We start from the raw sequence: 25,122 nt of genomic DNA, 5'->3' as shown, positions 1-25,122 counted from the left end.
AACAACAGGCCGAACTCCACCACGTCCCCGCCAACACCCGCCTCGTCTCCTTCGTCCCCCTGCACGCCCTCGCCCCCACCTGCTCCGCGGTGATCAGTCACGGGGGGACCGGCACGTTCCTCACCATGGCGGGGCAGGGGGTGCCGCAGCTGATCGAGCCGTTCATGTTCGACGACGGGCTCCGGGCCGAGCGGCTGGCCGGGCTGGGGGCGGGGCTGGTGGTGCGCGGTGGCGAGGCCACCGGAGCCCGGGTGCGCGAGGACCTGCTGCGCCTGCTCGGCGACCCCTCCTACACCCACGCCGCCGCACGCCTCCGCGAGGAGATGCACACCATGCCCACCCCCAACGACCTCGTCCCCGAACTGGAAAGACTCACCGCCCACCACCGCGGCGGCGGCACAGGGACCGGCTGAGGCGGCGTCCCTCGGGCCGGGGAGGAGTCAGAGCAGGCGCAGCGCGGAGGCGATGCCGCGGACGCTCTTGAAGGCCCGGGGGTCCATCATCTCGAACGCCACGTCGATCCCCATCTCGTCGCGGATGTGACTCACCAGGATGGCGGTGTTGAGCGAGTTGAGGATCCCCCACTCCAGCAGCGGGGTGTCCTCGTCCAGCTCTCCCTGCGGATCCCCCGACAGGAACCGCTCCCTGATGAAGGCGATCAGCCGGTCCGATATCTCCCGCTCGGACAGGTCGGTGGTGGTCATGGTGGTCGTCTCCTTCACAGCCGGCCATACGGCGTGGTCTCCGAGCCCAGCGCGGCCCGGTCGATCTTCCCGTTGCGGGTTCTGGGCAGCTCGCCCACGAAGTGGAACTCGTCGGCGATCATGTAGGGCGGGAGTCGTTCCGCGCTGTGCCGCTTGAGGCTCAGCACGCCCGGTGTCCTGTCGCGTACGGGCACCACGAACGCGTGGAGCCGCGCGTCGGCGCCCTCGCCGCCGACGATCACGGCGACGTCGGCCACCTCGGGGTGACCGCCGAGGACGGCCTCGACCTCGCCGAGCTCGACCCGGTGGCCGCGTACCTTCACCATGTGGTCGCGGCGGCCGAGGTAGTCGAGCGATCCGTCGGCGAGCACCCGCACCATGTCGCCGGTGCGGTACGGGCCGCGCTGCGGCGCGGCACCCCAGTAACCCCGCATCACGGTGGGCCCCTCCACGACCAGCTCGCCCTCCTCGCCGGGGCGCGCCTCCCCGCCGTCGGGCCGCGTCACCCGAACCGTGTCGCCGCAGGCCGCGCGGCCGATGGGCACCGAGCGGTCGCGGGTCAGGTCGCCGGGGACGACCTCGTGGAAGGTGCAGACGTTGGTCTCGGTCGGGCCGTAGAGGTTGAGCAGCCGCGCGCGGGTCCAGCCCGCCAGGTCGCGGACCCCCGCGATGGGGAAGGGCTCGCCCGCGAAGAGCAGCGCCCGCAGCGCGCCGGGCGCGGGCCTGTCGAGCAGGCCGCCGTCCCGCATCATCAGGGTGAGCGCGGACGGCACCGAGTACCAGACGCTGACGCGCTCGCGGTGCAGGAAGTCCACCATCCTGGCGGGGGCGTAGGCGAGCTCGGACGGGACGAGGCAGACCGCCGCCCCCGCGGAGAACGCCGCGTACAGGTCGAGCACCGACAGGTCGAAGGTGAAGGGCGCGTGGTTGGCGAACCGGTCGTCCGGCCGCGCGTCCAGCTCGGCCGCCGCCCAGTCCACGAAGGCGCGGGCGGCGCGGTGGCTGACGCACACCCCCTTGGGAGTTCCGGTCGAGCCGGAGGTGTAGAGCACGTACGCCAGGTCGTCGGGGTCGACCGGATGGTCGACGGGCCGCACCCGGTCACGGTGCTCGCCGGGGTGCTCGCCGGGGTGTTCGCCGGAGTGCTCGTCGAGGTCCACGGCGCGCACGTCCGCCCCCAGGTCCTTGACGAGTCGCCGCAGCCGGTCGCCGGAGCCGCAGACGGCCCGGGGGCGGCAGTCGCGGACCATGGCGGCGACCCGGGCCACCGGCGTCGTCTCGCCGGCCGGCACGTAGGCGGCGCCCAGGCGCAGCACGGCCTGCATCGCCACGACGGCGAGCGGTGACTTCTCCGCCCAGATCACGACGCGGTCGCCGGGCCGCACACCCTCGCGGGACAGCGCGTGCGCCAGGACGTCGGCCCGGCGGTCGAGCTCGGCGTAGCGCATCTCGCCCGCCGGGCCCGCGACGGCCAGGTTGTCGGGGAAGCGGGAGGCGCTGTCGATGAGCAGCCGGTGCAGGCTCACAGCCCGAGCCCTCTCGCGACGAGTTCCCGCTGTATCTCCGTCGTACCGGAGAAGATCGTGCTCGGCACCGCGTCGCGCAGCTGGCGTTCGACGCCCGCGGCGCCGAGATAACCGGTGGCGCCGAATATCTGGATCGCGTCGAGGCTGCTCGCCACGGCCGCCTCCGAGACGGCGATCTTCGACAGCGCCGCCGCGGTGGCGGCGTCGGGGTCCTTCTCGTCCAGCGCCCAGCACGCCCGATAGAGCAGGAGCCTGGCTCCCTCCAGCCGCTGCTTCATCGTGACCAGCCGGTGCGAGACCGCCTGGAAGTCGCCCAGCGCGCGGCCGAACTGGCGCCGCGCACGGGCGTGTTCCACCGCCCGGCGCAGCTGCTCCTCCATCATCCCGAGGTAGACGGCGGGCAGGCACGCCCGCTCCCACGCCATCGAGCCCTGGAAGACGGTGCTTCCGCCGCCCTCCGGGCCGAGCCTGAACCTGGCGGGGACCCGGCACCCGGAGAACTCCACCCGCCCGGCCGGGCAGCTGTCGAGGCCCATCTTCGCCATCGGCTCGCCCACCCGGATCCCCGGCAGGTCGCGGGGCACCGCGAAGGCGCTGATGCCGAGGAAGCCGAGGGCGGGATCGGTGACGGCGTACGTGACGAGGACGTCGGCCATCGGGGCGTTGCTGGCGAAGGACTTCACGCCGTCGAGCACGTAGTGGTCGCCGTCACGCCGGGCGGTGGTGGCGAGCCTGCTCACGTCGGATCCGGCCTCGTCCTCGGTCATCGCGTTGGCCGCGATCAGCTCCCCCGAGGCGAGGCCGGGGAGCAGCTCCGCGCGCACCTCCTCGCCGGCGTTGTCGCGGATCGCGACGCAGCAGGCCAGCAGGTGCGCCGAGACCGCGAAGGCGAGGCCGGTGTCGCCGCACCCCTCGGACAGGGCCTCCAGGCACAGCGCGGTGTCCAGGGCGCCGAGGCCGCCGCCGCCGTGTTCCCCGGGCAGGCACAGGCCGGTGGCGCCCAGTTCGGCGACGGCGCGCCAGCGCTCGCGGGTGAACGGCCGCGACGGCGACTCAGACGATGACTCAGACGGCGACTCAGACGGCGACTCAGACGGCGACTCAGACGGCGACTCAGACGGTGGCGCCGACAGTTGCTCCGATGACGGCCCCGACGCGTCGTGGAGGCGCTTGCGCGCGGCGTCGAACATCGCGTCGCGCCGCTCGCGGCGCGCGCCGGTGAGACCGAACTCCATGAACCCTCCTCCCCTTCCGAGACGGCTCCCCCTAGATCCACGGGGGAGTGCTGAGGATCTCCAGGACCGCGCACGAGATGGTGACGCCGGGACCGATGCCCCCAAGGAGCACGTGGTCGCCGGGGCCGAGCTGCCCGGTCGACAGCAGGTGGTCCAGGGAGACGAGGTGGTCGCTCGCGCCGAGATGGCCGACGGTCCTGGCGTAGTCCCAGCTGGACTTCGACATGGGCATCCGGAGGACCGACATCCAGCGGTGCTCGACGGCCTCGGGGGAGAGGCTGGTGAACACGGTCCGGGTGAGATCGTTCGCCGTGATGCCGGCCTCGGACAGGGTGCGGCCGAGGACCCGCATCATCCGCTGCTGCACGATGACCCAGGCGAGCGCCAGGTCGCCGTCGACGGAGCACATGCGGCCGAACTCCTCGGCACGCGCGCTGAAGTCGACGGCCTCACCGGTGGTGGCGCTCGGAGGGAAGAGCGGAGTGCCCGCGCGGTGCAGTTCCTCGGCCTCGGGGACGGAGATCGAGCTCACCGAGAGCAGCCGGGCGAAGCCGGTCTCACGGCTGAGCACCACGGCGCTTCCCGCGTCGCCGAGGACGAAGTCGGGACCCGAGCACCACCGGTCCATCCGGGCGGTGCCGAAGTTGTCGGCCGTGACGATCAGCGCGTCGCGCCGGCGCGGATCACCCGCCATGAACCCCCCGGCCAGCTCCAGGGCACTGAGCACGCCGTTGCACCCCTGACGCACCTCAAGGGCGAGCAGGTCGCCGCCGACGAGATGACGCTGCAGGTAGTACTGCGGCGACCAGCCGTCGGGGCCCTGGTGCCAGACATCGGCGTACAGCAGCAGCCCGAGGTCCCCGGCGTCGGCCCCGCCGCGTCCGATCGCCTCCCGCGCCGCCCGCAGCGCCATCTCGGGAGCGGGGATGTCACCCGCGACCGCCGCCCCCAGCATGTCGTGGACCTTGGCGTGCTCGGCGGAGCACAACCCGTCGGCGACCGCCGACTCCACGCTTACCGTCGGGGGGACGAACGCGCCGATCCCCCTGACGAAGACCTCCGGTGTGCGCAATGGCGTACCTTTCTGCTCGCCCGGCTCCTCACGCCGGCCGGCGTGAGGAGCCGGTGGGCCGCAACTCCGGTGCCCCGTCCCGCAGCTGGGAGGTCGCCTCCAGATAGCGGTCGATCACGGTCCTGTGGTAGTCGGGACCGAAGTCCATCTCCTTCACCGCGGGCACCAGCCTCCGCAGCTTCTCCACGGATATGTGATGGGACGTGCCCTCGTCGATGATCTGCCTGCGGGCCGTGACGCCCAGGCGCGACTCGAGGTGGTCGACGATCAGCTTGATCGGCACGGACTCGCCGGTGGCGACGTTGACCACCTCCTGGGTGATCCGCTCGGCCAGCAGCATGTCGATGACCCGCACCCAGTCGGTGATGTCGATCAGGTCCCTGCGCGCGCTGCGGTACATCGTGAGGTTGTCGGAGCGGATCTGCTCGATGAGGGAAGGGATCAACCGGTTCGCCGGGACGTGCGGGCCGACGACATAGCCGAGCCGCAGGATGAGGTGGCGCACCCCCGAGTCCTGGATCCGCCGCTCCAGCGCGAGCTTGTGCCATCCGTACGGGGTCACGGGTTCCACGGGTTCGTCCTCGCGGCCACGGCAGCCGGGACCGCCGTACATGCTCATCGAGGCGGTCGAGAAAAAGACGAGTACACGGTCCTGGCGAAGGCTCTTTACGATCGTCTCCTCGACCAGAGCGGTTTCCCGTTCGTAGTCGGAATCGGAATTCTTCCACAGAGACACCCCGGCGGCGAGAATCGTCATCTCCGGGTGTGCGTCGCTGATCGGCCGCAGATGTCTCGCGAGAAAACCATTTCCGATGATCTCCATTCCCAGCACCGCTTTCCAGCTCTGGAGGTTAACGTATCGGTTCCGTTCGTCACCATATAGCGACGCGTGTAATAAGAAAGCTCCCCGCTCCCCGCGGCCGGAGGGCCGTTTGTCCCGCCAGCGAGACAGATAGGGGTTCCGGGGCGGTCAATGGGAATTCCGCGGCCTTCGCCGCGCTTCGGGTCGCGTGCCGGGGGCGTTGGCGGAAGTGGTTCCCGCGGGGTCCGGGAGTGCGCGCCCCGGTGGGTCTTCGCACCGGCTGCCGGGGGTGCCGGGGGAGCGCGACGGCGCGTCTTCGCACCGGGTCCCGGACGGCGCGGTCGTGCGCCTTCGCGCCGGGTCACGGGCCGGCCGGCACGTCCGCGCCGGGCCCGGGGTCCGCGGCGACCGAGGCGGCCCTCTCCTTCTTCAACGGCTCCCACCAGCTGCGGTTGTCCGCGTACCAGCGAGCCGTCGCCGCCAGACCCTCCGCGAAGGGGGTGAGCGGCCGGTAGCCCAGCTCGGCGGTGATCTTCGAGCTGTCGACCGAGTATCGGCGGTCGTGCCCCGGGCGGTCCTCCACCTGCCTGACCATGGACCAGTCCGCTCCGGCGATGTCCAGCAGCGCCCGGGTCAGCTCCCGGTTCGTCAGCTCGGCGTTACCGCCGATGTTGTAGATCTCACCGGGCCTGCCCCTCCAGGCGACCAGGGCGATCCCCCGGCAGTGGTCGTCGACGTGCGTCCACTCGCGCACGTGCAGGCCGTCGCCGTACAGCGGCACGCGCTCCCCGTCCAGGAGGTTGGTGACGAACAGCGGGATCACCTTCTCGGGGAACTGGTAGGGGCCGTAGTTGTTGGGGCAGCGGGTGATCGAGACGGGGAAGCGGTAGGTCCTGGAGAACGCCCGCGCCAGCAGGTCGGCCGCCGCCTTCGAGGCGGAGTAGGGGGAGTTGGGCTCCAGCGGGTGGCTCTCCACCCACGAGCCCGACTCGATGGACCCGTAGACCTCGTCCGTGGAGACGAGCACGAACTTCCCCACCCCGGCGCGCAGGGAGGCCTCGAGCAGCGTCTGGGTGCCCACCACGTTGGTCGCGACGAAGTCGGCGCCGCTGTCGATCGACCGGTCGACGTGGGTCTCTGCGGCGAAGTGCACGACGAGGGAGACGCCCCTCATCACCCGCGCCATCAGCGAGGCGTCGCAGATGTCCCCCTCGACGAACTCCAGCCGGGGGTCGTCGGCGACGGTGGACAGGCTCTCCATGGTTCCCGCGTAGGTCAGCTTGTCCACGATGACGACCCGGACGTCCTCGAACCCCTCGTAGGCGCCGGAGAGCGTGCGCCGGACGAAGTTCGAGCCGATGAATCCGGCACCGCCAGTGACCAAGATCCGCATTTGCCTGCACCTTTGCTGTCAGTCACGCGAGTGATCGAGCGATGTCCATGACGTACCGGCCGTACGCCGACTGCCTCATCTCGGTGCCCCGGTGGTAGCACGCCTCGGCGTCGATGAATCCCATGCGCAGGGCGATCTCCTCCAGGCAGGCGACCCGCACCCCCTGGCGGCGTTCGAGGATCTGCACGTACTGGCTCGCCTCGAGCAGGGACTGGTGCGTCCCGGCGTCCAGCCAGGTGAAGCCCCGTCCCAGCGGCAGCAGTCTCGCCTTGCCCTGCTCCAGGTAGACCCGGTTGACGTCGGTGATCTCCAGCTCGCCGCGGCCCGAGGGCCGCTGCTCCCTGGCGATGTCCACGACCTGCTTGTCGTAGAAGTACAGGCCGGTGATGGCCTGGTCGGAGCGGGGAACGCTCGGCTTCTCCTCGATGGAGACCAGCCTGCCCTCGGCGTCCAGCTCCCCGATGCCGTACCGCTCGGGATCGCTCACCGGGTAGCCGAACATGACGCAGCCGTCCAGTTCCTCCTGGGCCCTGCGCAGCAGGTCGGGAAAGCCCGCGCCGTGAAAGAGGTTGTCTCCCAGCACGAGCGCGCAGGGATCCCCGTCGATGTGCGAGTCGCCCAGCAGAAACGCCTCCGCGATGCCGCGCGGTTCCCGTTGCGGCACGTAGGTGAAGTTCACCCCCACGTGCGACCCGTCACCCAGAAGCGCGTGCAGTGACGGAAGGGTGTCCGGCGTGGAAATAATGAGGATGTCGCGTATCTGTGCCAGCATCAGCACCGCGATGGGATAGTAAATCATCGGCTTGTCGTAGATGGGAAGCAACTGCTTGGAGGTCGCGAGGGTCAGCGGATGCAAACGCGTCCCGTTTCCTCCGGCAAGGACTATGCCTTTCATCGGAGCTCCTGCGTTTTTGTCTGCGGCGGTGCCTGAGACTACTGTTCGAGCTCCTCAGGAAATCAACCCCCGCCGTCCCGCAAAACGGTATTGCCTTTTGGCGGAACAAATGTGATAGGGGTTGGAGTGTGTCCCGTCGGAAACCTGTCGCGACGGGGCACGGCCTTCGCCACTCCGCGTTCGCGCGCCCGGAAGGACGAGTATGCGTATTCTGTTCGCAACCTACGCTGAGAAGTCGCATTTCCTGGTCATGGTTCCGCTGGCGTGGGCGCTGCAGGCCGAGGGGCACGAGGTGCGGGTCGCGAGCCAGCCGGACCTGACCGACGTGATCACCCGGTCGGGGCTGACCGCGGTGCCGGTGGGCAGGGACCACAGCCTGTGGCGGGCCAACCGGGCGTTCGGCTTCTTCGACCCCCGCAAGAAGCACAAGAGGGCGGTGCCCTTCTTCGACATGGCGGACGACCACCCCGAGCAGCTCACCTGGGAGCACTTCAAGCGGGGATACGCCCAGTTCGTCCCCTGGTGGTGCCGCCTGGTCAACGAACCCATGATCGACGGGCTCGTCGAGTACTGCCGGAGGTGGGAGCCCGACCTGGTCATCTGGGAGCCGGTGACCTACGCCGGGCCGATCGCGGCGAAGGCGTGCGGAGCGGTCCACGCGCGGTTCATGTGGAGCCTGGACCTGTTCGGCCGGATGCGCGGCCACTACCTGCGGGCGAAGGCGGAGCAGCCGCCGCAGGAGCGCGAGGACATGCTGCAGGCGTGGATCGCCGCGCACGGCCGCAGGTTCGGCGTGGAGTTCTCCGAGGAGATGACCACCGGTCATTTCACCGTCGACTACACACCGCCCTCCCTGGAGCTGCCGCCCGACCCGGCCGCGGGGCCGGAGCCGCACCGGGTCCCGGTCCGGTTCATCCCGTACAACGACCGCGCGGTGATCCCGCCCTGGCTGCGGGTCGCGCCCGAGCGGCCGCGGGTCTGCCTGACGCTGGGGACCACCTCGGCGGAGAACCTGGACGGCTATCTGGTGCCGGTCCAGGAGATCCTCGACGGGCTCGCCGACCTCGACGTGGAGATCGTCGCCACCCTGCCGGAGCACCACCAGGCGCAGCTGGAGCGGGTGCCGGACAACGTGCGGCTGGTGAGCTTCGTCCCCCTGCACGCGCTGCTGCCGACCTGTACGGCGGTGATCGACCACGGCGGGAGCGGCACGTTCTTCACGACGCTGGCGAGCGGGGTCCCCCAGCTCGTCCTGCCCAACCTGTTCGACGAGCCGCTGCGGGCGCGCTACCTCGCCGAGCAGGGGGCGGGCCTGACGATGCACAGCAGCGAGGCGACCGGCGCCGGCGTGCGGCAGGCGCTGCTGCGGCTGCTCGAAGAGCCGTCCTTCGCCGAGGAGTCGCGCAGGATCCGCGACGAGATGAACGCGATGCCGGCCCCCGCGGAGGTGGCGGCCGGCATCGAGGCCCTCGTCGAGACCTACCGTGCCGCGGTCCCTGCCGCCGGCCGCTGAGAAGGGGAGGGGCATGTACGAGGCCGAGCTGGCGGACGTCTACGACGCGATCTACGCGGGGCGGGGCAAGGACTACGCGGCCGAGGCGGCGACCGTCGCGGAGCTGATCCGCGAACGGCTCCCCGCGGCCGCCGCGCTGCTGGACGTGGCGTGCGGGACCGGGTCGCACCTGAGGTTCTTCGCCGAACTCTTCGACCACGTCGAGGGGCTGGAGTTGTCGGCGGACATGCTGGCCGTGGCGAGGACGCGGATCCCCGGGGTCGTCGCGCACCAGGGCGACATGCGCGATTTCGCGCTCGGCCGCGCCTTCGACGCGGTCACCTGCATGTTCAGCTCCATCGCCTACATGCGCGACGAGCGGGAGCTCGCGGCGGCGATCGGGCGGATGGCGGCCCACCTGGTGCCCGGCGGGGTTCTCGTCGTCGAGCCGTGGTGGTTTCCCGAGCGGTTCCTGCCCGGCTACGTGGCCGGGGACGTGGTCACCGTGGAGGGGCGCACCCTGGCCAGGGTCTCGCGTACGGTGCGCGAGGGCGACGCGAGCGTGATGGAGGTCCACTACGTGGTGGCCGACGCGGCCACCCCCGTCCGGCACTTCACCGTCACCCACGTGAACACCCTGTTCACCCGGGAGCAGTACGAGGACGCCTTCACCGGGGCGAAACTGCGGGTGGACTACATCGAGGGCGGCCCCTCGGGACGCGGGCTGTTCGCCGGGACGCTCGTATGAGCCTCGGGCCGGGCGTGCAGGAAGTTCTGGATGAGAGGCGGGAGCCGTTCCTTGGCGTGGGACACGCCGTAGGCCTGCGCCTGCCGCGCGGCGACGGTGAGGTTGGGAAGTTCCGTCTCCAGCCAGTTCCTCGCCTGCTCGGGGCATTCGAAGCGCGGGCGCGGCACCCCCTCGGGTGCGGGGAGGGGCGGGATGACGGGACAGCGCCCCGGATACAGCAGGCGCAGCGCGATGTCCGCGGTCCGCACGTAGTGGCCGAGGAACCGCGAGACGGCGGCCCGCCTCGTCTGGTAGGGCATCTCGGCCACGGCGCGGTCCTTGGCGTACGCGCGCAGCATGCCGTCGTGGAACCGGAGCCGGTTGTCCGGCGTGATCCTCAGCAGATGCCCGCTCAGTAGGTAGTCGACGCTCTGTCTCGCCCGGTGCACGTCGACGTCCGCCGTGACGGCGGCCGTCGTCAGGTCGAACGTCGGGCCTTCGTGCAGGCTCATGAGGCGGAACATCTCCGCGGCGTCGTTGGGCAGCGCCAGGTAGGAGGAGGAGAACACCGAACGCATGGACGACTGCTCGTCGCACTCGACGTCCTGGCTCTCCAGCAGGTCCTCGCGTCCCGGCGGCGTCTGGCCGACGCTGGTGAGCCCGCCGTGAAAACGGCTCGTCATCCGCTCCGCCGCGATCCGCAGGGCGATCGGCAGGTGGTCGCCGACCTGGCAGAGCCGGTGGACGAGGGGATGCTCCGCGTACCCGTTCGCCTGCCTGATGACGTGCCTCACCAGGGTGGCCGCGTCCTCCTTCGGCATGAGGTCGAGCGTCATCCTGAGGGCGCCGTCGCGGGTGGTGAGCCCCGACAGCCTGTTCCTGCTCGTGACCAGCACCAGGCACGACGGGTCGCCGGGGAGCAGCGGACGCACCTGCTCGGCCGACCTGGCGTTGTCCAGCACGATGAGGATCCGCTTGCCCGCCACCAGGCTCCGGTAGCGGCTGGAGCGGACCTGGAGGTCCTCGGAGGGTTTGGGAGTGCTTCCCAGCCCGGCCAGCAGGTGGTCGAGGGCTTCGGCCGGCATCATCGGCTGGGCCGTGTTGGAGAAGCCCCGCAGGTCGAGGTGGAGCTGGCCTCCGTCGAAGCGCTCGGTCAGACTGCGGGCGAAGCGCAGGGCGAGCGCCGACTTGCCCACCCCGGGAGCACCGCTGATCAGGATGAGTCCGGCCTCGTCCAGCCGGTCTGCCGCCGCGACGAACCCCTCCAGCCGTTCCAGCTCCCTGAGCCGGCCGGTGAATCCGGGGATGTCGCGGGGCAGCTGGGCGGGGGGCGGCGCGAACCCCGGTGGGAGGGCGTTGTCGGGGGAGGAGAGTGTCACCGGGGAGTCGGGGGCCGGCGCGGGGGAGCGGAGGGTGCCGTTCAGGATCTGGTCGTGGCACCTGCGCAGGTCCTCGCCGGGCTCGATGCCCAGCTCCCTGATGAGCAGGCGCCGCACGCTGTGGAACTGCTTCAGCGCGTCCGCCCGGCGCCCGCAGCGGTAGTGGGCCACCATGAGCAGGTGGTGGAGCCGCTCCCGCATGGGATGGGTCCTGACGAGGCTGGAGAGGTCACTGATGATCTCGGTGGCGCGGTCGGCCTCCAGCAGGAGCTGCGCGCGGTCCTCGATGGCGGTGACGCGCAGCTCGTCCAGGCGGATCCGCTCGGTGTCGGCGAGAGGGCCGACCGCGCCGCCGAACGCCGGCCCGCGCCACAGGGCGAGCGCCGCCTCCAGCCTCTTCACCGCCTCGGGCCAGGGGCCGGATCGTTGAAGCTCCCGTACGTCCTCCAGGTGCTTCTCGAAGACCTGGACGTCTATCTTGCGGGCGTCGAGCTGGAGCAGGTAGCCGTTGGCGTCGGCGACCAGGAGTCCGGAGGGCGCCCTTCGTGGCCTTTTCGGCTCAAAAGTACGTCGAAGGCGAGCTATGTAGGTATAAATGCTGCTTTCGACAGTTATAGGAGGATTTGGGCCCCATACCGCATTGATTAACTCCTGTCGGCTGAGAGTGGTTCCGGGGCGCGTGGCCAGTGCCGCGAACAGCGCTCGCTGGGTCGGAGACCCCAGGTCAAGTTCGTGATCGCCCCGCGTTGCACGCACCGGCCCGAGCAGGTGCACCTGTACCAGGTCGTTCAACAACGCTCTCCCAGTCTCAGCCCGCCTAGAGACGCGATGAAAGGCCCTCCTGAGTGTGCGCTCAGGATCAAACGGTTGGACCTACGCATATAGCCATATCTGTGGAAACGAAGGGTCGGCAAGGGAGGTTCCTCGGGTGACACTATTGTTACCTGCGTCACAGGAGTTTCTGGACGAACTCAGGTCAATCCCGTAAGCAGGTGTCTCGCTGGCGGGACATCGTGTCATGCCAGGCGAAGGACCGCGGGACGGGCGCGCCGCCCGGGAGCGATCTCGCTCATCCCGGGGTCGCGGGACGGGTGTGGACGAGGAGTGTCCGGGGACGGCCGCGCGGCCGGGGCGCCGGGCGCGAAAGGGCGGCCGAGGGAGCACGGGGGAACCAGCGAGAGGGCGTCGAGGGGGCGCTGAGAGGACGCCGAGAGGACGCCGAGAGTGCGGGCCGAGGGGCGTCGAGGGTGCGGGCCGAGAACGTGCGGGAAGCGGCGGAAATCAGCCGGGAAAACAAGATGGGAAGTGGCCGGGAAACCACCGGCGGCCCCGCCCTCACCGGCAGGTAAAACCCGGCCGGGTCTTGTGAGACGGCACCTCCGTGTAATAGGAGTTTTTTCACCGCTCGCACCTGAAAAGCGTATCCGAGGCGGTGACGAATCCACTGGTCTCGGTTACCGTCGAGCCCGGCATCGGATTCCCGAACTTCCCGGTGAGGCGCTGGTGGTCATCGACGACATTCGTTCTCCGCGAGGTGCGCCGCTCAAGAGGGTGGTCGTCACCGGTTACGGAGTCATTTCCCCGTTCGGGGTGGGCTGGGAAACCGCGTGGTCGAATCTGATCCAGGGCGGAAGCGGTATTCGCGAGCTTTCTGGAATTGACACCTCGGGGCTCCCGGTGGGCATCGGCGGCCAGGTCCTGGACTTCGACCCCGGGGTGTGGCTCCCGGCCTCGCTGGTGCGCCGCACCACGAGACCGGCGCACCTCGCCCTGGTCGCCGCCACCCTCGCGCTGAGGGACGCCAAGCTCGACGTCGACGCCGGGCTCGCGCCGAGGCTCGGGGTGACGGTGGGCACGGCCTGCGGCGCGAGCGCCGCCGTCGTGGACGCCGGCGCCGCGTTCGCCGAGCGCGGGTTCATGGCGCTGAGCCCGTACACCTTCACCTCCACGGGCGTCGTCACGGTCGCCTCCGAAGTGGCCCTGCACGTCGGCGCGCAGGGGCCCGCCGCCTGCACGGCGACCGCCTGCGCGACCGGGGCGACCTGCGTCGGCGAGGCGATGCGGCTGATCCGGCTCGGCGAGGCGGACGTCGTCCTGGCGGGGGGCGCCGACGACACCATCACCCCCTTCGACATCGCCGCCGCGGCCAGGGCGAGGGCGCTGTCGCGCCGCTCCGGAGACCCGCGCGCCGCCAGCAGGCCGTTCGACACCGGTCGCGACGGGTTCGTGATGAGCGCGGGCGCCGGGATCCTGGTGCTGGAGAGCGAGGAACACGCCCTCGCGCGCCAGGCCCGCGTGTACGGGGAGGTGGCGGGATACGCGGCCACCACGGACGCCCACAACCTGACCAGCCCGCATCCGGAGGGGGTGGCCGTCGAGAGGGCGGTGCGTCTCGCGCTCCGGGACGCGGGCGTCACCCCCGCCGAGGTCGGCTACGTCAACGCGCACGGCACCGGGACCCGGATGAACGACACCGCCGAGATCAAGGTGATCCGCCGGGTGTTCGCCGAGCGGGCCACGTCCGTGCCGGTGAGTTCGACGAAGAGCATGACGGGTCACATGCTGGGGGCGGCCGGCGCCGTCGAGGCGATGATCGCGATGGAGGCCGTACGCACCGGGATCGTCCCGCCCACCGTCAACTGCGACGACCCGGAGGACCCGGAGATGAACTTCGTCGCGCACCGGGCCCAGGAGCACGCGGCCGACGTGGCCGTCAGCAACTCCTTCGGATTCGGCGGCCACAACGCGGTTCTGGTCCTGCGCCGCTGGCGGGACTGATCACTCTGACCGGCGTGAAAAGTCGGAAAAGCCGTCCGGTGGGACCGTGAAGGGATTTCAGGAAATGTCTACCAAGCAGCAGGAAATGCTCTCGAATTTGGCCGACATCGTGGAGAGGGTCGCGGGCGTGCCCGCGGAGCGGGTATTGCCCGACAAGTCGTTCACCGACGACCTCGCACTCGATTCCCTGGCCGTCGTCGAGGTCGCCTTCTCCATGCAGGAACAGACCGGGGTGGAGATTCCGGAAGAGGATCTGGCGCGCATAAGGACGGTCCAGGACTTTCTTGACTTCGTCGAACTCTCCGCGGGGTCGAATTGACCGCGCAACGAGTTCCCGAACACGGCGGCGTCGTGTCCGCCGACGCCGTGCCAGATGCCGCGCCCCATGACGTGCCCGATGTCGCGCCCCATGACGTGCCTCGTGACGTGACCTACGAAGAGCTGACCCCCGCCGAGTTGCTCGGCTCCGGCTTCGCGGCGCCGCGGATCAACGAGAGTCCCTGGCTGGTCCGCTGGGACCTGCTCGGCGACGGCCCCGATGTCGAGAGGTTCGTCCTGGAGGCCCTCGCGGAGACCGTGGACCTGGAGACCTCGGGCAGCACGGGACCGAGCCGCCTCTGGCGGCGGACCCGCGAGCAGATGTGGTCGGAGGCGGGACTGCTGGCCGGCCTGATCGAGCGTGACCGCCCGAGCGCCCTGCTCTCCTTCGCGCCGCCCAGGCACGTGTACGGCGCGCTCGCGAGCGTGCTCGTACCGGCCAGGTTGCGCCTGCCCGCGTGGTACCGCCCGCAGTACTTCGGCGCGATGCCTCCCCCCGCGTCCCGGCGCTGGGCCGTGGTGGCCGTTCCCTGGACCTTCTCCATCCTGCGCAGGCAGGTGGCCTGGGTGCGGGGGACGGAGCACCTGAGCGTGCTGCACAGCACGGCGACGCTTCCCGCGACGGCGGAGTCCGTCGTCAAGGAGGCGGGGACGAGGCGGATGCGCATCGTGGAGGTCTTCGGCTCGACGGAGGCGGGCGGGATCGCCGCGCGGACCTGGACCCCGGACGGGCCGCCGTGGGAACTCTTCGACGACGTCGCGTTCGCCGTCCCCGGCGACCCCGGCGACGGTCCGGCCGGCCTCCCGCCCGAAGGACGGCCCGGCGACCCGTACGAGGAGGAGGCGCCGCTGGTGGTCCGGAGCCCCCGGCTCGCCTTCCGGCCGGGTGAGGCGCCCACGGACGTCTGGCGGACCGACGACTACGTGCGGCGGCTCGACGAGCGCAGGTTCCGCTTCGACGGCAGGCGCGACCGGCTCGTGAAGATCAACGGCCGCAGGATCGACCTCGACAGGCTGGAGGAGTCGGTGAGATCGGTGCTCCACTGCGCGGATCTGGCCTTTCTCCCGGTGGAGGACGCCTTCAGCGGCGAGAACTTCGACCTGCTCGTGGTGCAGCAGGACGGCGCACCGCTGTCCGTCACGGAGGTGCGCGCGGCGGTGGGGCGGTTCGACGCCCGGCCGCGCCAGGTGCGCCTGGTCGATCGGATCGACCGCTCCGACACGGGCAAGCTCCGGCGACTACAGCGACCTTCCCTTTCCGACGCGGGAGCAGACACGTGACAGCATTGATCGACGGACGTTCCACCGAGAGCCTGGCCTCGATCGTCAGGAGCGCGCACTGGGACGCCCGGGTGGAGCCGTGCGAACACGAGGACGCCCACCGCATGCGGGCCAGCGTCGACCTGCTCGCCGAACGGCTCTCCGGCTCGGACTCCGTCTACGGGGTCACCCACGGGTTCGGCCCCCTGGTGGCGTTCTCCGCCGCCGACTCCCCCATGGAGCAGGGCGCTGGCCTCATCGCCCACCTGGGCTCGGCCCAGGGCAGGCCGCTGGACCCCGAGGTGTGCCGCCTGATCGTCTGGCTCCGCCTCAGCAGCATGCGCAAGGGCCACTCGGCCGTCTCGCCCGACTTCTGGCAGTCCCTGGCCGACCTGTGGAACGCGGGCTTCACCCCGTCGATCCCGCGTGACGGCACGGTGAGCGCGAGCGGGGACCTGCAGCCGCTCGCCCACGCGGCGATGGCCCACGCGGGCACCGGTGAGGCGTGGGTGCGCGGCGGCGACGGCGGCTGGTCGGTCGTGCCCGCCGCGCGGGCCCTCGCCGACATGGACGCCAAACCGGTCGAGTGGTCGGCCCGCGAGGCGCTGGCCTTCGTCAACGGGACCAGCGTGAGCCTGGCGGTGTGCATACTCAACCACCAGGCGGTGCTGCGGCTGGTCAGGGCGGTGGGGATGCTGACGGCGAGGATCGCCGACATCCTCGGCTCCAACCCGGAGGCCTACCACGCGGGCATCGGCCGGGCCAGGGGGCAGACGGGGCAGCTGACCGTGGCCCGGTGGATCCGCGAGGACCTTCCCGTCGGCATGAAACGCGACCCGCTCCGGCCGCTGCAGGAGCCCTACAGCCTCCGGTGCGCCCCCCAGGTCCTCGGCGCGGTGCTCGACCAGCTGTACGGGGCCGAGGAGATCCTCGTCCGCGAGGCGATGGGCTGCACGGACAACCCGATCTTCTACGAGGGTGAACTGCTGCACGGCGGCAACTTCCACGCCATGCCGGTCGGCCTGTGCTCGGACCAGATCGGCCTCTGCGTGCAGCAGGTGGCCTTCCTCGCCGAGCGGCAGCTCGCCCTGCTGTGCGATCCGACGTACAACGGCGGGGTGCCGCCGATGCTCACCCCCCGCCCGGGGGCGGGCAGCGGGCTGGCCGGGGTGCAGCTGAGCGCCACCTCCTTCGTCTCCAGGATCAGGCAGCTCGCCTATCCCGCCTCCCTCACCGCGCTGCCGACGAACGGCGGCAACCAGGACCACGTGCCGATGGCGCTCAACGGGGCCAACTCGGTGGCCGAGGCCGTGGAGCTGGCGTGGCTCGTCGTCGGCTCCCTCGCGGTCGGCGTGGCCCAGCGGGGCGCGCTCGCCGGGCGGAACGAGACGGCCTCCGGCCTCTGGGCCGACCTGGCCAGAGTGTCCCCGCCGCTGCGGGCGGACCGGCCGCTCGCGGCCGAGGTGCGTGCCGCGAGCGGCCTGCTGCAGGAGGCCGCCGAGGAACTGCTCTCCCGCGAGGGCTGAGGCCTTTTCCCGAGGTTCGCGAATTCACGGGACCGCGCGTCGGCAGGAACCGTGAATCCCGCCGTAAAAGGAACGCCGAGGGCACCTCGGCGCAGGAAAATCATTCCTCCCCGGGGAGGAACGCTCATGAGAACGTGAAATGCGAAAGGTCTGGTAACGACGGTGGCCGAAGCAACACGCCGTGGATTTCTGGGAGCGATGGCCGTCGCGGGAGGGGCGGCCGCGGGGCTGGCCACCGGTGAATCGGCGGCGAATGCGACGACCGCGGGCCGGTCGTCGCACGGGCGTTCCGAATGCGCACCCCCTCCGAACGCGGCGACGATAAAGCCGGACGACCCGAGATACGCGGAACTCATCACCAGGGGCTACAACTCCCGGTTTATCGCGCAGCCGGAGTCGGTCCGTGTCGTCCACTCCGCGGAGCAGGTCGTGCAGGTGGTGAACGAGGCCGTGCGCGCGGGCAAGAAGATCGTCGTACGCAGCGGCGGTCACTGCTTCGAGAACTTCGTGGACGACCCCGCCACGTCGATCATCATCGACGTCTCGGAGATGAACGACGTCTACTTCGACCCCGCCCACAAGGCGTTCGCGATCGAGGCCGGTGCCACGCTCGGGCAGGCCTACCGTTCGCTCTACCTCGGCTGGGGCGTCACGATCCCGGCCGGCGGCTGCCCGAGCGTGGGGGCGGGGGGTCACATCGCCGGCGGCGGGTACGGTCCCCAGTCGCGCAGGCACGGGCTCGTGATCGATCACCTCCACGGTGTGGAGGTCGTCGTCGTCGACCGCTCGGGCCGGGCGCGGATCGTCGTCGCCACCCGCGAGGCCCGCGACCCCAACCGGGACCTGTGGTGGGCGCACGCCGGTGGCGGTGGCGGGAACTTCGGGATCGTCACCCGCTACCTGATGCGCTCCCCGAGCGCCCGAGGCAACGACCCCGCGACCCTGCTGCCCAGGCCCCCCGCGCAGCAGCTCGTGGTCTCGGCCAGCTGGAGCTGGGAGAACATGACCGAGGAGGCGCTCTCCCGGCTGGCGGACAACTACGCCCGCTGGCAACAGCAGAACCACGCCGACCCCGCCTTCGAGAGCATCGACAGCTCGCTGACCATGTACCACCGCTCCAGCGGCAGGATCGAGCTGTTCACCGCGATGGACGGCGACGTGCCCGGCGCGGACGGCATCCTGTGGACCCTGGTGCAGACCGTCGGCGAGGGCGTCGGCATCGAGCCCACCTTCGACTACTTCAGCGTGGCGCCGTGGCTGCGGGTCACCCTCTCCTACGACTCGGGAGCCGGTGCCTACGCGCTCAGGTTCAAGTCGAAGGCCGGCTACCTGAGAAAGCCCTGGACGCCGGCGCAGCTCAAGGTCGTCTACAGGTATCTGACGGAGGGCGAGGGGGACGTCGGGGCCTCGGTCTACCTGATGTCGCTCGGCGGGAAGATCAACGCCGTGGATCCCGCGGCCACGGCGAACCCGCACAGGACCGCGCCGCTCATCGGCTTCTTCGACGTCGGCTGGTGGGACCCGGCGGAGGACGACAAGTGGCTGGCGTCGATCCGCGACGCCTATCGGGAGATGCACGCCGACACGGGCGGCGTTCCCGTCCCCGGCGAGGCCTACGACGGCGCGTACATCAACTACCCCGACAACGACCTCGCCGATCCCGCGCTGAACACCTCGGGAGTGCCCTGGCACAAGCTGTACTACAAGGACAACTATCCGAAGTTGCAGCAGGTCAAGGCGAAATGGGATCCCCGCGACGTCTTCAACCACGCGTTGTCGGTCCGGTTGCCCGGAGCCTCGGACGCCCTGCCCTCGCTGCCCCCGCAGACCCGTCCCAAGAACCCCCGCAAGGCCGAGGCCAAGAAATACCCCCGGAGGGTTTCTCCGAGGCACGCGAACAACCTGCGTTCGCTCGGCCGCCCAGACTGAGCGAAGAGTCCCCCACCGGGACTTTCCTCCCGGTGGGGCACTGCCCCGCTCCTAGCGCGGTGTCAGGTAGACGACCCCGAGGTCGCGCCGCCGGATCGCCTCGGCGAGCTCCTCACGGGTCGGTGTGCGGTCGACGTTGACGACGATGCCGAGTCGTTGCCGTGCCTCCTTGAGCCCGATCTTCTCGATCAGGGACTCCATCTCGGCGGCCATGGTGTCGGGATCGTCCATCAGTTCGGCGCGCATGGGAGTGCGCACCCCCATCTCGGTCACCTCGATATCGGCGCCACCGCGCAGGTTCGCCTTCCATCGGGCCTCGGTGTAGACACACGACCTGCCGCTCTCGTCCTGCTTCATGACAGGAATCTCGTATTTTTTCCCGGTCTTTCTTCCGGTGATATGAAGCAGTATGACGCCGGCGACGGAGCTCGATTTACCCTTGCGTATCTGCTTGCGCATCATAGGGTTGAAGAGGCGCATCATGAATTTCATCATGACGGGCGTTTCCTTGATGGTGACCGCGTGGGACGTGTTTTCCGGCATGACTCATTGTTTCATCTTCGCGGGGATTTAAAGAGGGGGTGCGGCCGATTCCTCGGGCGGCGGACCGCGCGGTCCGCGCACCGCACGGCGAGCGGGGCGGGGTGCGGGCGAGATCAGGCGGGACGTCGGGGTGCGGGAGCGGGGTCAGGCCGGACGTCTGCTCTTCGCGTCACCGCTGTTCACGGTGCCGGGGGCGTTCGCGCTCTCGTCGAGGCGCCAGTGTGCCCGGCCGCCCACGAAGGTGGCCACGCACCGGCCGGGCCCCTCGTGGAGCAGGGCGGTGTAGGCGTCCCGCTCGCCGGCCTCCACGGCGAAGACGGCGAAGTCGGCCCGCCCGCCCCGTCCCAGGGAGCCCAGGCGGCCGGGCCCCTCGTCCATGCCCAGCGCCCGGGCGCCGCCCAGCGTCACCGCCTCGACCAGGAGGCGGTCGTGGTCCGGGGCGTGCGAGAGCGCGCGGGCGACCGAGAGCGGGTCGCCGCCGGTACGGGTGCCGACGGCGATCGCGCTCTCGCCGTCGAGGAGACCTTCCGCGGCGAACGGCGACGAGATGGCGATCACCGTGCCGCGGACCTTGAGGAGTTTGCGGTCGGCCTCGTCGAGCGGACCGGAGATCGCGATGTGACAGCCCGCGGTGAGCACCCCCACCTCGTCGAGGAAGGCGATCGGGCGGCGGCCGGGCTCGGCGTGCAGCCGGAGCCCGAACGTCCGTGACAGGACGGCGAGGTCCTCCATGACGAGGGGGTCGGGGGAGTGGGCGGCGATGCCGATGACGCCGGGGTGGTCGACCTCGCGGATCGCGGTGATCAGGCGGTCGCGTCCCTCGTCCTCCCACTGCTCCTCGTCCTCGCAGCGGGTCTCCAGGTAGGTCACGCCGTCCAGCCCGGCCTCGCCGAGGGTGGAGGCGGCGTCGAGATCCGCGGCGATGCCTCCCACCGCGGTGACGCCGTGCACGGAGGCCGGGGGCGAGGTCCTCTCGAGCCGGAGATGCGCGTCGATCAGCCCCGGAACGATCATGCCGGGCCAGTGCACCGGGGAGAGCAGGGGGTGGGCGGCCTCGATCTCGGCGCGCGGCCCGACCCGCACGATCCGGTCGCCCCTGACGACGATCGCGCCGTCCCTGACGGGAGGGCTCGCGACGGGCAGGACGAGGGGCGCGCAGTGGATGGAGACGACCGCCCGGGCACGCGTGCCGATGGTCCGACCGGCCCGCGTCGACATAGGCACTCCTGTATGTTCGTCCCCTTTGGAGAGGTTAAGGGGATGAACCGAAGATCTCAAATGCATCTCGGGTAAACGTCTCGCGGACCTCCTTGACAGCGGGTTGTTGATCTATTTGAAAGCTGTCTATACCGTTTTAGCGTGATACGACCCCCCAGGTTGCTGAAGGTACTGCTTGCCGCGATCGTACTGATCCCCATCGGTCTCACCTCCGTTCCCGCCTCCGCCGAGCCCGCTCCCGACCCGGAAAACCCCTGGCGCGTGGACCACTGGCCCCGGACGCAGCCCTGGCAGCAGGACGCCCCCGAGACAGGGGCCGCGCGGCGGGCCGACCCCGCCGCCCCGGCACCGATCGACCCGCAGAACTGGAAGAACCCGGACCACATGACGTGGGCGGACTACCGCAAACCACCCGGCACCAACTGGGCCGACCCCTCGGCGAAAGGGTCCAAGCGGACCTTCCGTGGCGCGCTCGTCCTCGTCGACTATCCCAACCAGCCGTTCGTGGTCACCCAGCCCAAGGGCTCGACCGTGTTCAAGAACCCCAGCGCCGAGGCCCACGACATCCCCCGTGAGAAGGTCGCCCGGTTCTACCAGGACTTCCTCAACACCCCCAACGAGCTCAACCGGGGGCACACCATCCACGAATACTGGATGGAGGACTCCGGAGGCCGCTACGGCGTGGAACTCGCCTCCTTCGGCCCGTACCTGATGCCGGGCAAGTCACACGAGTACGCGATGGAGTTCCAGGGAGGCACGGCCTGCCCGTCCGGGGACACCTGCACCAGGAACATCAGGACCGACGCGCGGGCCGCGTGGGTCGGCTCCGTCGGCCAGGAGGTCCCCGCGGGCTTCGACTTCGTCTTCTACCTGAGCGCGGGGCAGGACGAGTCGGCGACCTGGCAGGAGTTCGGCCCGATCAAGTTCCCGACCAAGGAGGCGGTGACCGACGACTTCGGCCCGCCCGACCCTGCCCTGCCCAACTGGGCCAGGACCCGCTACGTGGAGTGGACGTCCTGGGCCTCGGCCGCGTCCATCTGGCCCAACGCCGGAGGCGGCTCCTCCACCCAGGCCGAGAGTTCGGGGCAGGGCGTCTACGCCCACGAGCTCAGCCACATCCTCGGCATCGGCGACAACTACAACAACCCGTTCGGGGTGCCACCGCGCCGGGCGTACACCGGAGTCTGGGAGATGCTCAGCCGGGGCAGCTTCAACGGCCCCGGCGGCCCGCACAGCCGCTGGCTGATCCCGCCCACCTCGGGCGGCTCGATGGGCGCCCAGCACATGCTCCGCAACAAGATCAAGCTGGAGATGGTGGACGAGGCGAACGTGCTGCGCCTGTCCAGGGAGGCGCTGGCCGACTCCGGCCTGGTGGTGGCCAAGGTGACCGCCCGGGTGGCGCAGCCGGGACCCGGCGGCCTGTCGGGCGTCAACATCGCCTTCGGGAACGGCGACCGCAGCCCGGCCTGCGACGTGAACACCGACCCGTTCTGCGACGGCGGCGGCTACGACAACTACACCGTCGAGGTCGTGGACAGGATGGGCGCCGACTCCTTCACCCCCGACTCCGGCGTGCTGCTGGCCAAGACCAAGAACGAGGACCGCGCGCCCTTCGAGTGGGTGGTCGACGCCAACCCGCAGGACATCGGCATGACCGACTACGTGCTGCCGGACGGCACCGCCGTGCCCATCACGATCGGCGACTACCGTCAGCTGTCGGACGCGCTGTTCCACGCGGGCACCGGCTCGGGCTCGGAGTTCGAGTACGTGGACCAGGCCAACCGGCTCCACTTCTACGTCCTGGACCTCAAGCGCGACCGCGAGGGCGTCCTGTCGTACACGGTGGCGATCCGCTCCCTGGACGGCGCCGGCCCGAACGGGCGCGGGGTGAGGCTGCTGCCGTCCGTCGGCGTCCCGAAGGGGAAGGAGCTGACGTCCTGCCGCTTCCCGCTGTTCAACACCGGCAGGGTCGCCCCGGCACGGGGGCAGCACCCCGAGGACGTGAGCGCCTACCTCAAGGGTGACGTCTACCGGCTGTCGGCGAGCGTCGAGGGCCGCGGCTGGACGGCCTCGCTGCCCAACGAGCTCGCGACCGCCGACTCCGGCGGGAACACCCTGGTCACCGTGAACGCGCTGCGCGCGGCGAAGGGCGGCCATCTCGCGAAGGTGACCCTCACCGCCACCTCGGAGAGCGACCCGTCCAAGAAGGCGAAGGCGACCTGCCTCGTGCTGGGACGTTAGCGCCGGGCCCGCGTCCCACCCGTCCCGTGCGGGGACCGGGGCGCGGGTCAACGCGTCGTACCTCTGCTCGTGCCCGTGCGTGCCGTGCCCGTGCGTGCCGTGCTCGTGCGTGCCGTGCTCGTGCGTGCCGTGCTCGTGCGTGCCGTGCTCGTGCGTGCCGTGCCCGTGTGTGCCGTGCCCGTGTGTGCCGTGCCCGTGCCTGTGAGTGCCGCGTGCCGTGCTCACGCCGGGGGGTGGGGCCGCGTGTCAGGACTCGGAGGCCGTCAGCAGGTGCCGGGCGGCGTCGCGCGCCTCGTCGATGCTCTCGTGGAACAGCTTCTCGACCTGCCGGGCCTGTTCGCTCAGGCGTTCAAGGCCGGGGAGGTCCAGCGTGTCCTGCGCGGTCTCGGCGACCAGCGCCTCGTAGCGCGGCGTCCGTTCCGCGAGTGTCCGCAGCTGCTGGTAGGCGCGGTAGACGCCGTCGGCCTTGCGCACCTGCCTGGCGTACTCCTCCAGCGCACGGACCCGCCTGGTCAGCGAGATCTCGGCGGTCTCCAGGGCCTTCACATAGGGGGCGAAGGACTCGGCCACCTCGGGCGGGGGCTCGCCGGGTACGAGCCGGTTGTGCTCGGCCCTCATGTCCGACAGGAGCACCAGTTTTCTCGCGATCTGCCAGGTCTGCTCGGGCAGGGTCACCGCGTTGTCGACGGTGTCGAGCAGGTTCGCCCTGTTGATCTCGGAGGTGAGGATCGACTCCTCGGCGTCCTGCGCGCGGCGGAGCAGGTCTCCGCAGTCACGGTCGAGGTCTTCCGGCAGGATGAACCGGTCCTTGTGCTCCATGGCCACCCGGACGCGCCGCCGCTCCCGCCGGCCCTCGGGGTCGTCGCTCACACCGCGCAGCGTGGAGAAGACGACGAGGACGAGGACGGCGACGAAGCCTCCCGTAGGACTCAGGCTCGCCATGAGCAGCAGGAGGCCGGCGATCGCGACCAGCTTGACGGGGTCGGGTCCCCTGCGCCGGGGAACCTGCCCCAGCCGGGCCGCGCGCAGCGCCTGCGGACTGGCGCGTAAGACCGAGGAGATCGGGGCCGGCAGGGCCGGATCGACCAGAAAATGCGGGGGACGTCTCCTCTGATCCACGCGACCTCCTTGTGGCGGGGAGTACAGGACCGTTCCTTCCACTGTCACCCATGAAGGGAGAAAAGGCGCACTTACCAATGCCAAACGAGGACATCGACGATTACGGATGCCGACGTCGACAGTTAACGGTCCGGACGTAAGGCGATGTATAGACTCGAAGGCGATGAACGACTTCACGCGTTGGATCGATCTTGAAGGTGCCGTCAACGTCCGCGACCTCGGCGGGCTCGCCACGGTGGACGGCGGGACCACACGCTTCGGCCGGATCTACCGGTCCGACAACCTGCAGGGGCTGACCGGAAGAGACATCCGGCAACTCGTCACAGCTCTGAAGCTCCGCAACGTCGTCGACCTGCGCTCGGGTCCCGAGGTGCGTCTGGAGGGGCCGGGGCCGCTCACCAAGGTGCCGGAGGTGAACATCCACCACCACACCCTGTTCGCCGAGGGCGGCGTGTACACCGACGTCGAGGCCGACACCATCGAGGCCGACAAGGTGCTGCCCTGGACGGAGGAGCGGCTGGAGGAGGATCTCGCCGAGCTCCGGGTGACCGGGTTCTACTACGGCTACCTTCGCGACCGTCCCGACTCGGTCCTGGCCGCCCTGCGCGCCCTCGCCCTCGACGAGGGGGCCGCCATCGTCCACTGCGCGGCGGGCAAGGACCGCACGGGCGTCGTCTGCGCCCTCGCGCTGGAGGTCGCCGGCGCCACCCGCGAGGCGATCGTCGCCGACTACGTCGCCACGGGCGACCGCCTTGAGGGCATCCTGGCGCGGCTGCGCTCCAGCACCACCTACCGCGCCGACCTCGACACCCGCCCGGCAGACGACCACCGGCCGAGGTCGGAGTACATCGAGCGGTTCCTGAGCGTCCTCGACGACCGTTTCGGCGGACCGCTGGAGTGGCTCGCCTCCCACGGCTGGAGCGAGGGCGACTCGCGTCTCCTGCGCGCACGCCTGCGCGACTGAC

General features: G+C 70.4%; 21 protein-coding genes. 10 read left to right on the top strand and 11 right to left on the bottom strand.

Annotated elements, in window-relative coordinates; all coding sequences use genetic code 11:
* Window positions 1–413: nucleotide disphospho-sugar-binding domain-containing protein (locus ABT352_RS36465; RefSeq protein ID WP_350949589.1), on the top strand; the 413-nt coding region annotated here is incomplete at its 5' end.
* 27 nt (window positions 414–440) lie between these two features.
* Here the strand turns inward: ABT352_RS36465 and ABT352_RS36460 are convergent.
* From ABT352_RS36460 to rfbA, 7 genes are all read right to left on the bottom strand, one after another.
* Complete coding sequence (locus ABT352_RS36460) at window positions 441–704, bottom strand: phosphopantetheine-binding protein (RefSeq protein WP_350949588.1); 264 nt, start codon at window positions 702–704, stop codon at window positions 441–443.
* A 14-nt stretch (window positions 705–718) separates the two neighbouring features.
* Complete coding sequence (locus ABT352_RS36455; RefSeq protein WP_350949587.1) at window positions 719–2,230, bottom strand: amino acid adenylation domain-containing protein; 1,512 nt, start codon at window positions 2,228–2,230, stop codon at window positions 719–721.
* Entirely contained in the window at window positions 2,227–3,465 is a 1,239-nt protein-coding gene (locus tag ABT352_RS36450) for an acyl-CoA dehydrogenase family protein (protein WP_350949586.1), read from the bottom strand. Before ABT352_RS36450 ends, ABT352_RS36455 begins: the two co-directional genes overlap by 4 nt.
* A gap of 31 nt (window positions 3,466–3,496) precedes the next feature.
* Window positions 3,497–4,537, bottom strand: coding sequence for a ketoacyl-ACP synthase III family protein (locus tag ABT352_RS36445; RefSeq protein WP_350949585.1), 1,041 nt, complete (start codon window positions 4,535–4,537; stop codon window positions 3,497–3,499).
* A 28-nt stretch (window positions 4,538–4,565) separates the two neighbouring features.
* The gene (locus ABT352_RS36440; RefSeq protein WP_350949584.1) at window positions 4,566–5,360 is read right to left on the bottom strand and encodes an NAD-dependent epimerase/dehydratase family protein; all 795 of its coding nucleotides are present in this window, start codon (window positions 5,358–5,360) and stop codon (window positions 4,566–4,568) included.
* Window positions 5,361–5,700: 340 nt separating this feature from the next.
* Window positions 5,701–6,732, bottom strand: coding sequence for a dTDP-glucose 4,6-dehydratase (rfbB, locus tag ABT352_RS36435; protein WP_350949583.1), 1,032 nt, complete (start codon window positions 6,730–6,732; stop codon window positions 5,701–5,703).
* A gap of 22 nt (window positions 6,733–6,754) precedes the next feature.
* Complete coding sequence (gene rfbA / locus ABT352_RS36430) at window positions 6,755–7,627, bottom strand: glucose-1-phosphate thymidylyltransferase RfbA (RefSeq protein WP_350949582.1); 873 nt, start codon at window positions 7,625–7,627, stop codon at window positions 6,755–6,757.
* Window positions 7,628–7,829: 202 nt separating this feature from the next.
* Here rfbA and ABT352_RS36425 point away from each other — a divergent pair, with 202 nt between their 5' ends.
* Together ABT352_RS36425 and ABT352_RS36420 are read left to right on the top strand one after the other, a co-directional pair.
* Window positions 7,830–9,140 carry an activator-dependent family glycosyltransferase gene (locus ABT352_RS36425; RefSeq protein WP_350949581.1) on the top strand — a complete coding sequence of 437 codons (1,311 nt, stop codon included), beginning with the start codon at window positions 7,830–7,832 and terminating at the stop codon, window positions 9,138–9,140.
* Window positions 9,141–9,153: 13 nt separating this feature from the next.
* Window positions 9,154–9,867: a class I SAM-dependent methyltransferase gene (locus tag ABT352_RS36420; RefSeq protein WP_350949580.1), complete on the top strand. Its 714-nt coding sequence runs from the start codon at window positions 9,154–9,156 to the stop codon at window positions 9,865–9,867.
* Here ABT352_RS36420 and ABT352_RS36415 read toward each other — a convergent pair.
* Window positions 9,813–12,017, bottom strand: a complete 2,205-nt coding sequence (locus ABT352_RS36415) for an AfsR/SARP family transcriptional regulator (RefSeq protein WP_350949579.1) — start codon at window positions 12,015–12,017, stop codon at window positions 9,813–9,815. The two genes, ABT352_RS36420 and ABT352_RS36415, sit on opposite strands and share 55 nt — an antisense overlap.
* Before the next feature lie 711 nt (window positions 12,018–12,728).
* Between ABT352_RS36415 and ABT352_RS36410 the strand changes: the two genes are divergently transcribed.
* The 5 genes from ABT352_RS36410 (at window position 12,729) to ABT352_RS36390 (ending at window position 19,036) form a co-directional block, all read left to right on the top strand.
* Window positions 12,729–14,003 (top strand): beta-ketoacyl-[acyl-carrier-protein] synthase family protein, encoded by a 1,275-nt coding sequence (locus tag ABT352_RS36410; protein ID WP_350949578.1) that lies wholly within the window; start codon window positions 12,729–12,731, stop codon window positions 14,001–14,003.
* Between the two features lie 64 nt (window positions 14,004–14,067).
* Window positions 14,068–14,322, top strand: a complete 255-nt coding sequence (locus ABT352_RS36405) for an acyl carrier protein (protein ID WP_350949577.1) — start codon at window positions 14,068–14,070, stop codon at window positions 14,320–14,322.
* A 107-nt stretch (window positions 14,323–14,429) separates the two neighbouring features.
* A complete protein-coding gene (locus ABT352_RS36400) occupies window positions 14,430–15,602 on the top strand; it encodes a class I adenylate-forming enzyme family protein (protein ID WP_350949576.1) in 1,173 nt (390 codons plus the stop codon).
* The gene (locus ABT352_RS36395) at window positions 15,599–17,107 is read left to right on the top strand and encodes an aromatic amino acid lyase (RefSeq protein WP_350949575.1); all 1,509 of its coding nucleotides are present in this window, start codon (window positions 15,599–15,601) and stop codon (window positions 17,105–17,107) included. The genes ABT352_RS36400 and ABT352_RS36395 overlap by 4 nt, the downstream gene beginning before the upstream one ends.
* A 162-nt stretch (window positions 17,108–17,269) precedes the next feature.
* Complete coding sequence (locus tag ABT352_RS36390) at window positions 17,270–19,036, top strand: FAD-binding oxidoreductase (RefSeq protein WP_350949574.1); 1,767 nt, start codon at window positions 17,270–17,272, stop codon at window positions 19,034–19,036.
* 51 nt (window positions 19,037–19,087) lie between these two features.
* Here ABT352_RS36390 and ABT352_RS36385 read toward each other — a convergent pair whose 3' ends face one another.
* Window positions 19,088–19,495: a nitroreductase/quinone reductase family protein gene (locus tag ABT352_RS36385; RefSeq protein WP_350949593.1), complete on the bottom strand. Its 408-nt coding sequence runs from the start codon at window positions 19,493–19,495 to the stop codon at window positions 19,088–19,090.
* 228 nt (window positions 19,496–19,723) lie between these two features.
* Window positions 19,724–20,797: an amidohydrolase family protein gene (locus ABT352_RS36380; protein WP_350949573.1), complete on the bottom strand. Its 1,074-nt coding sequence runs from the start codon at window positions 20,795–20,797 to the stop codon at window positions 19,724–19,726.
* 141 nt (window positions 20,798–20,938) lie between these two features.
* Between ABT352_RS36380 and ABT352_RS36375 the strand changes: the two genes are divergently transcribed.
* Window positions 20,939–23,038, top strand: coding sequence for a M6 family metalloprotease domain-containing protein (locus ABT352_RS36375; RefSeq protein ID WP_350949572.1), 2,100 nt, complete (start codon window positions 20,939–20,941; stop codon window positions 23,036–23,038).
* Between the two features lie 246 nt (window positions 23,039–23,284).
* Here ABT352_RS36375 and ABT352_RS36370 read toward each other — a convergent pair whose 3' ends face one another.
* Entirely contained in the window at window positions 23,285–24,157 is an 873-nt protein-coding gene (locus tag ABT352_RS36370) for a hypothetical protein (RefSeq protein ID WP_350949571.1), read from the bottom strand.
* 163 nt (window positions 24,158–24,320) lie between these two features.
* Between ABT352_RS36370 and ABT352_RS36365 the strand changes: the two genes are divergently transcribed.
* Entirely contained in the window at window positions 24,321–25,121 is an 801-nt protein-coding gene (locus ABT352_RS36365) for a tyrosine-protein phosphatase (protein WP_350949570.1), read from the top strand.
* Window position 25,122 lies beyond the last annotated feature (1 nt).

The sequence above is a fragment of the Streptosporangium sp. NPDC000563 genome, assembly GCF_040299985.1.
Taxonomy (GTDB): Bacteria; Actinomycetota; Actinomycetes; order Streptosporangiales; family Streptosporangiaceae; genus Streptosporangium.
The sequence above is the reverse complement of the archived record's forward strand: the minus strand, read 5'-3'. Positions and strand labels throughout refer to the sequence as shown.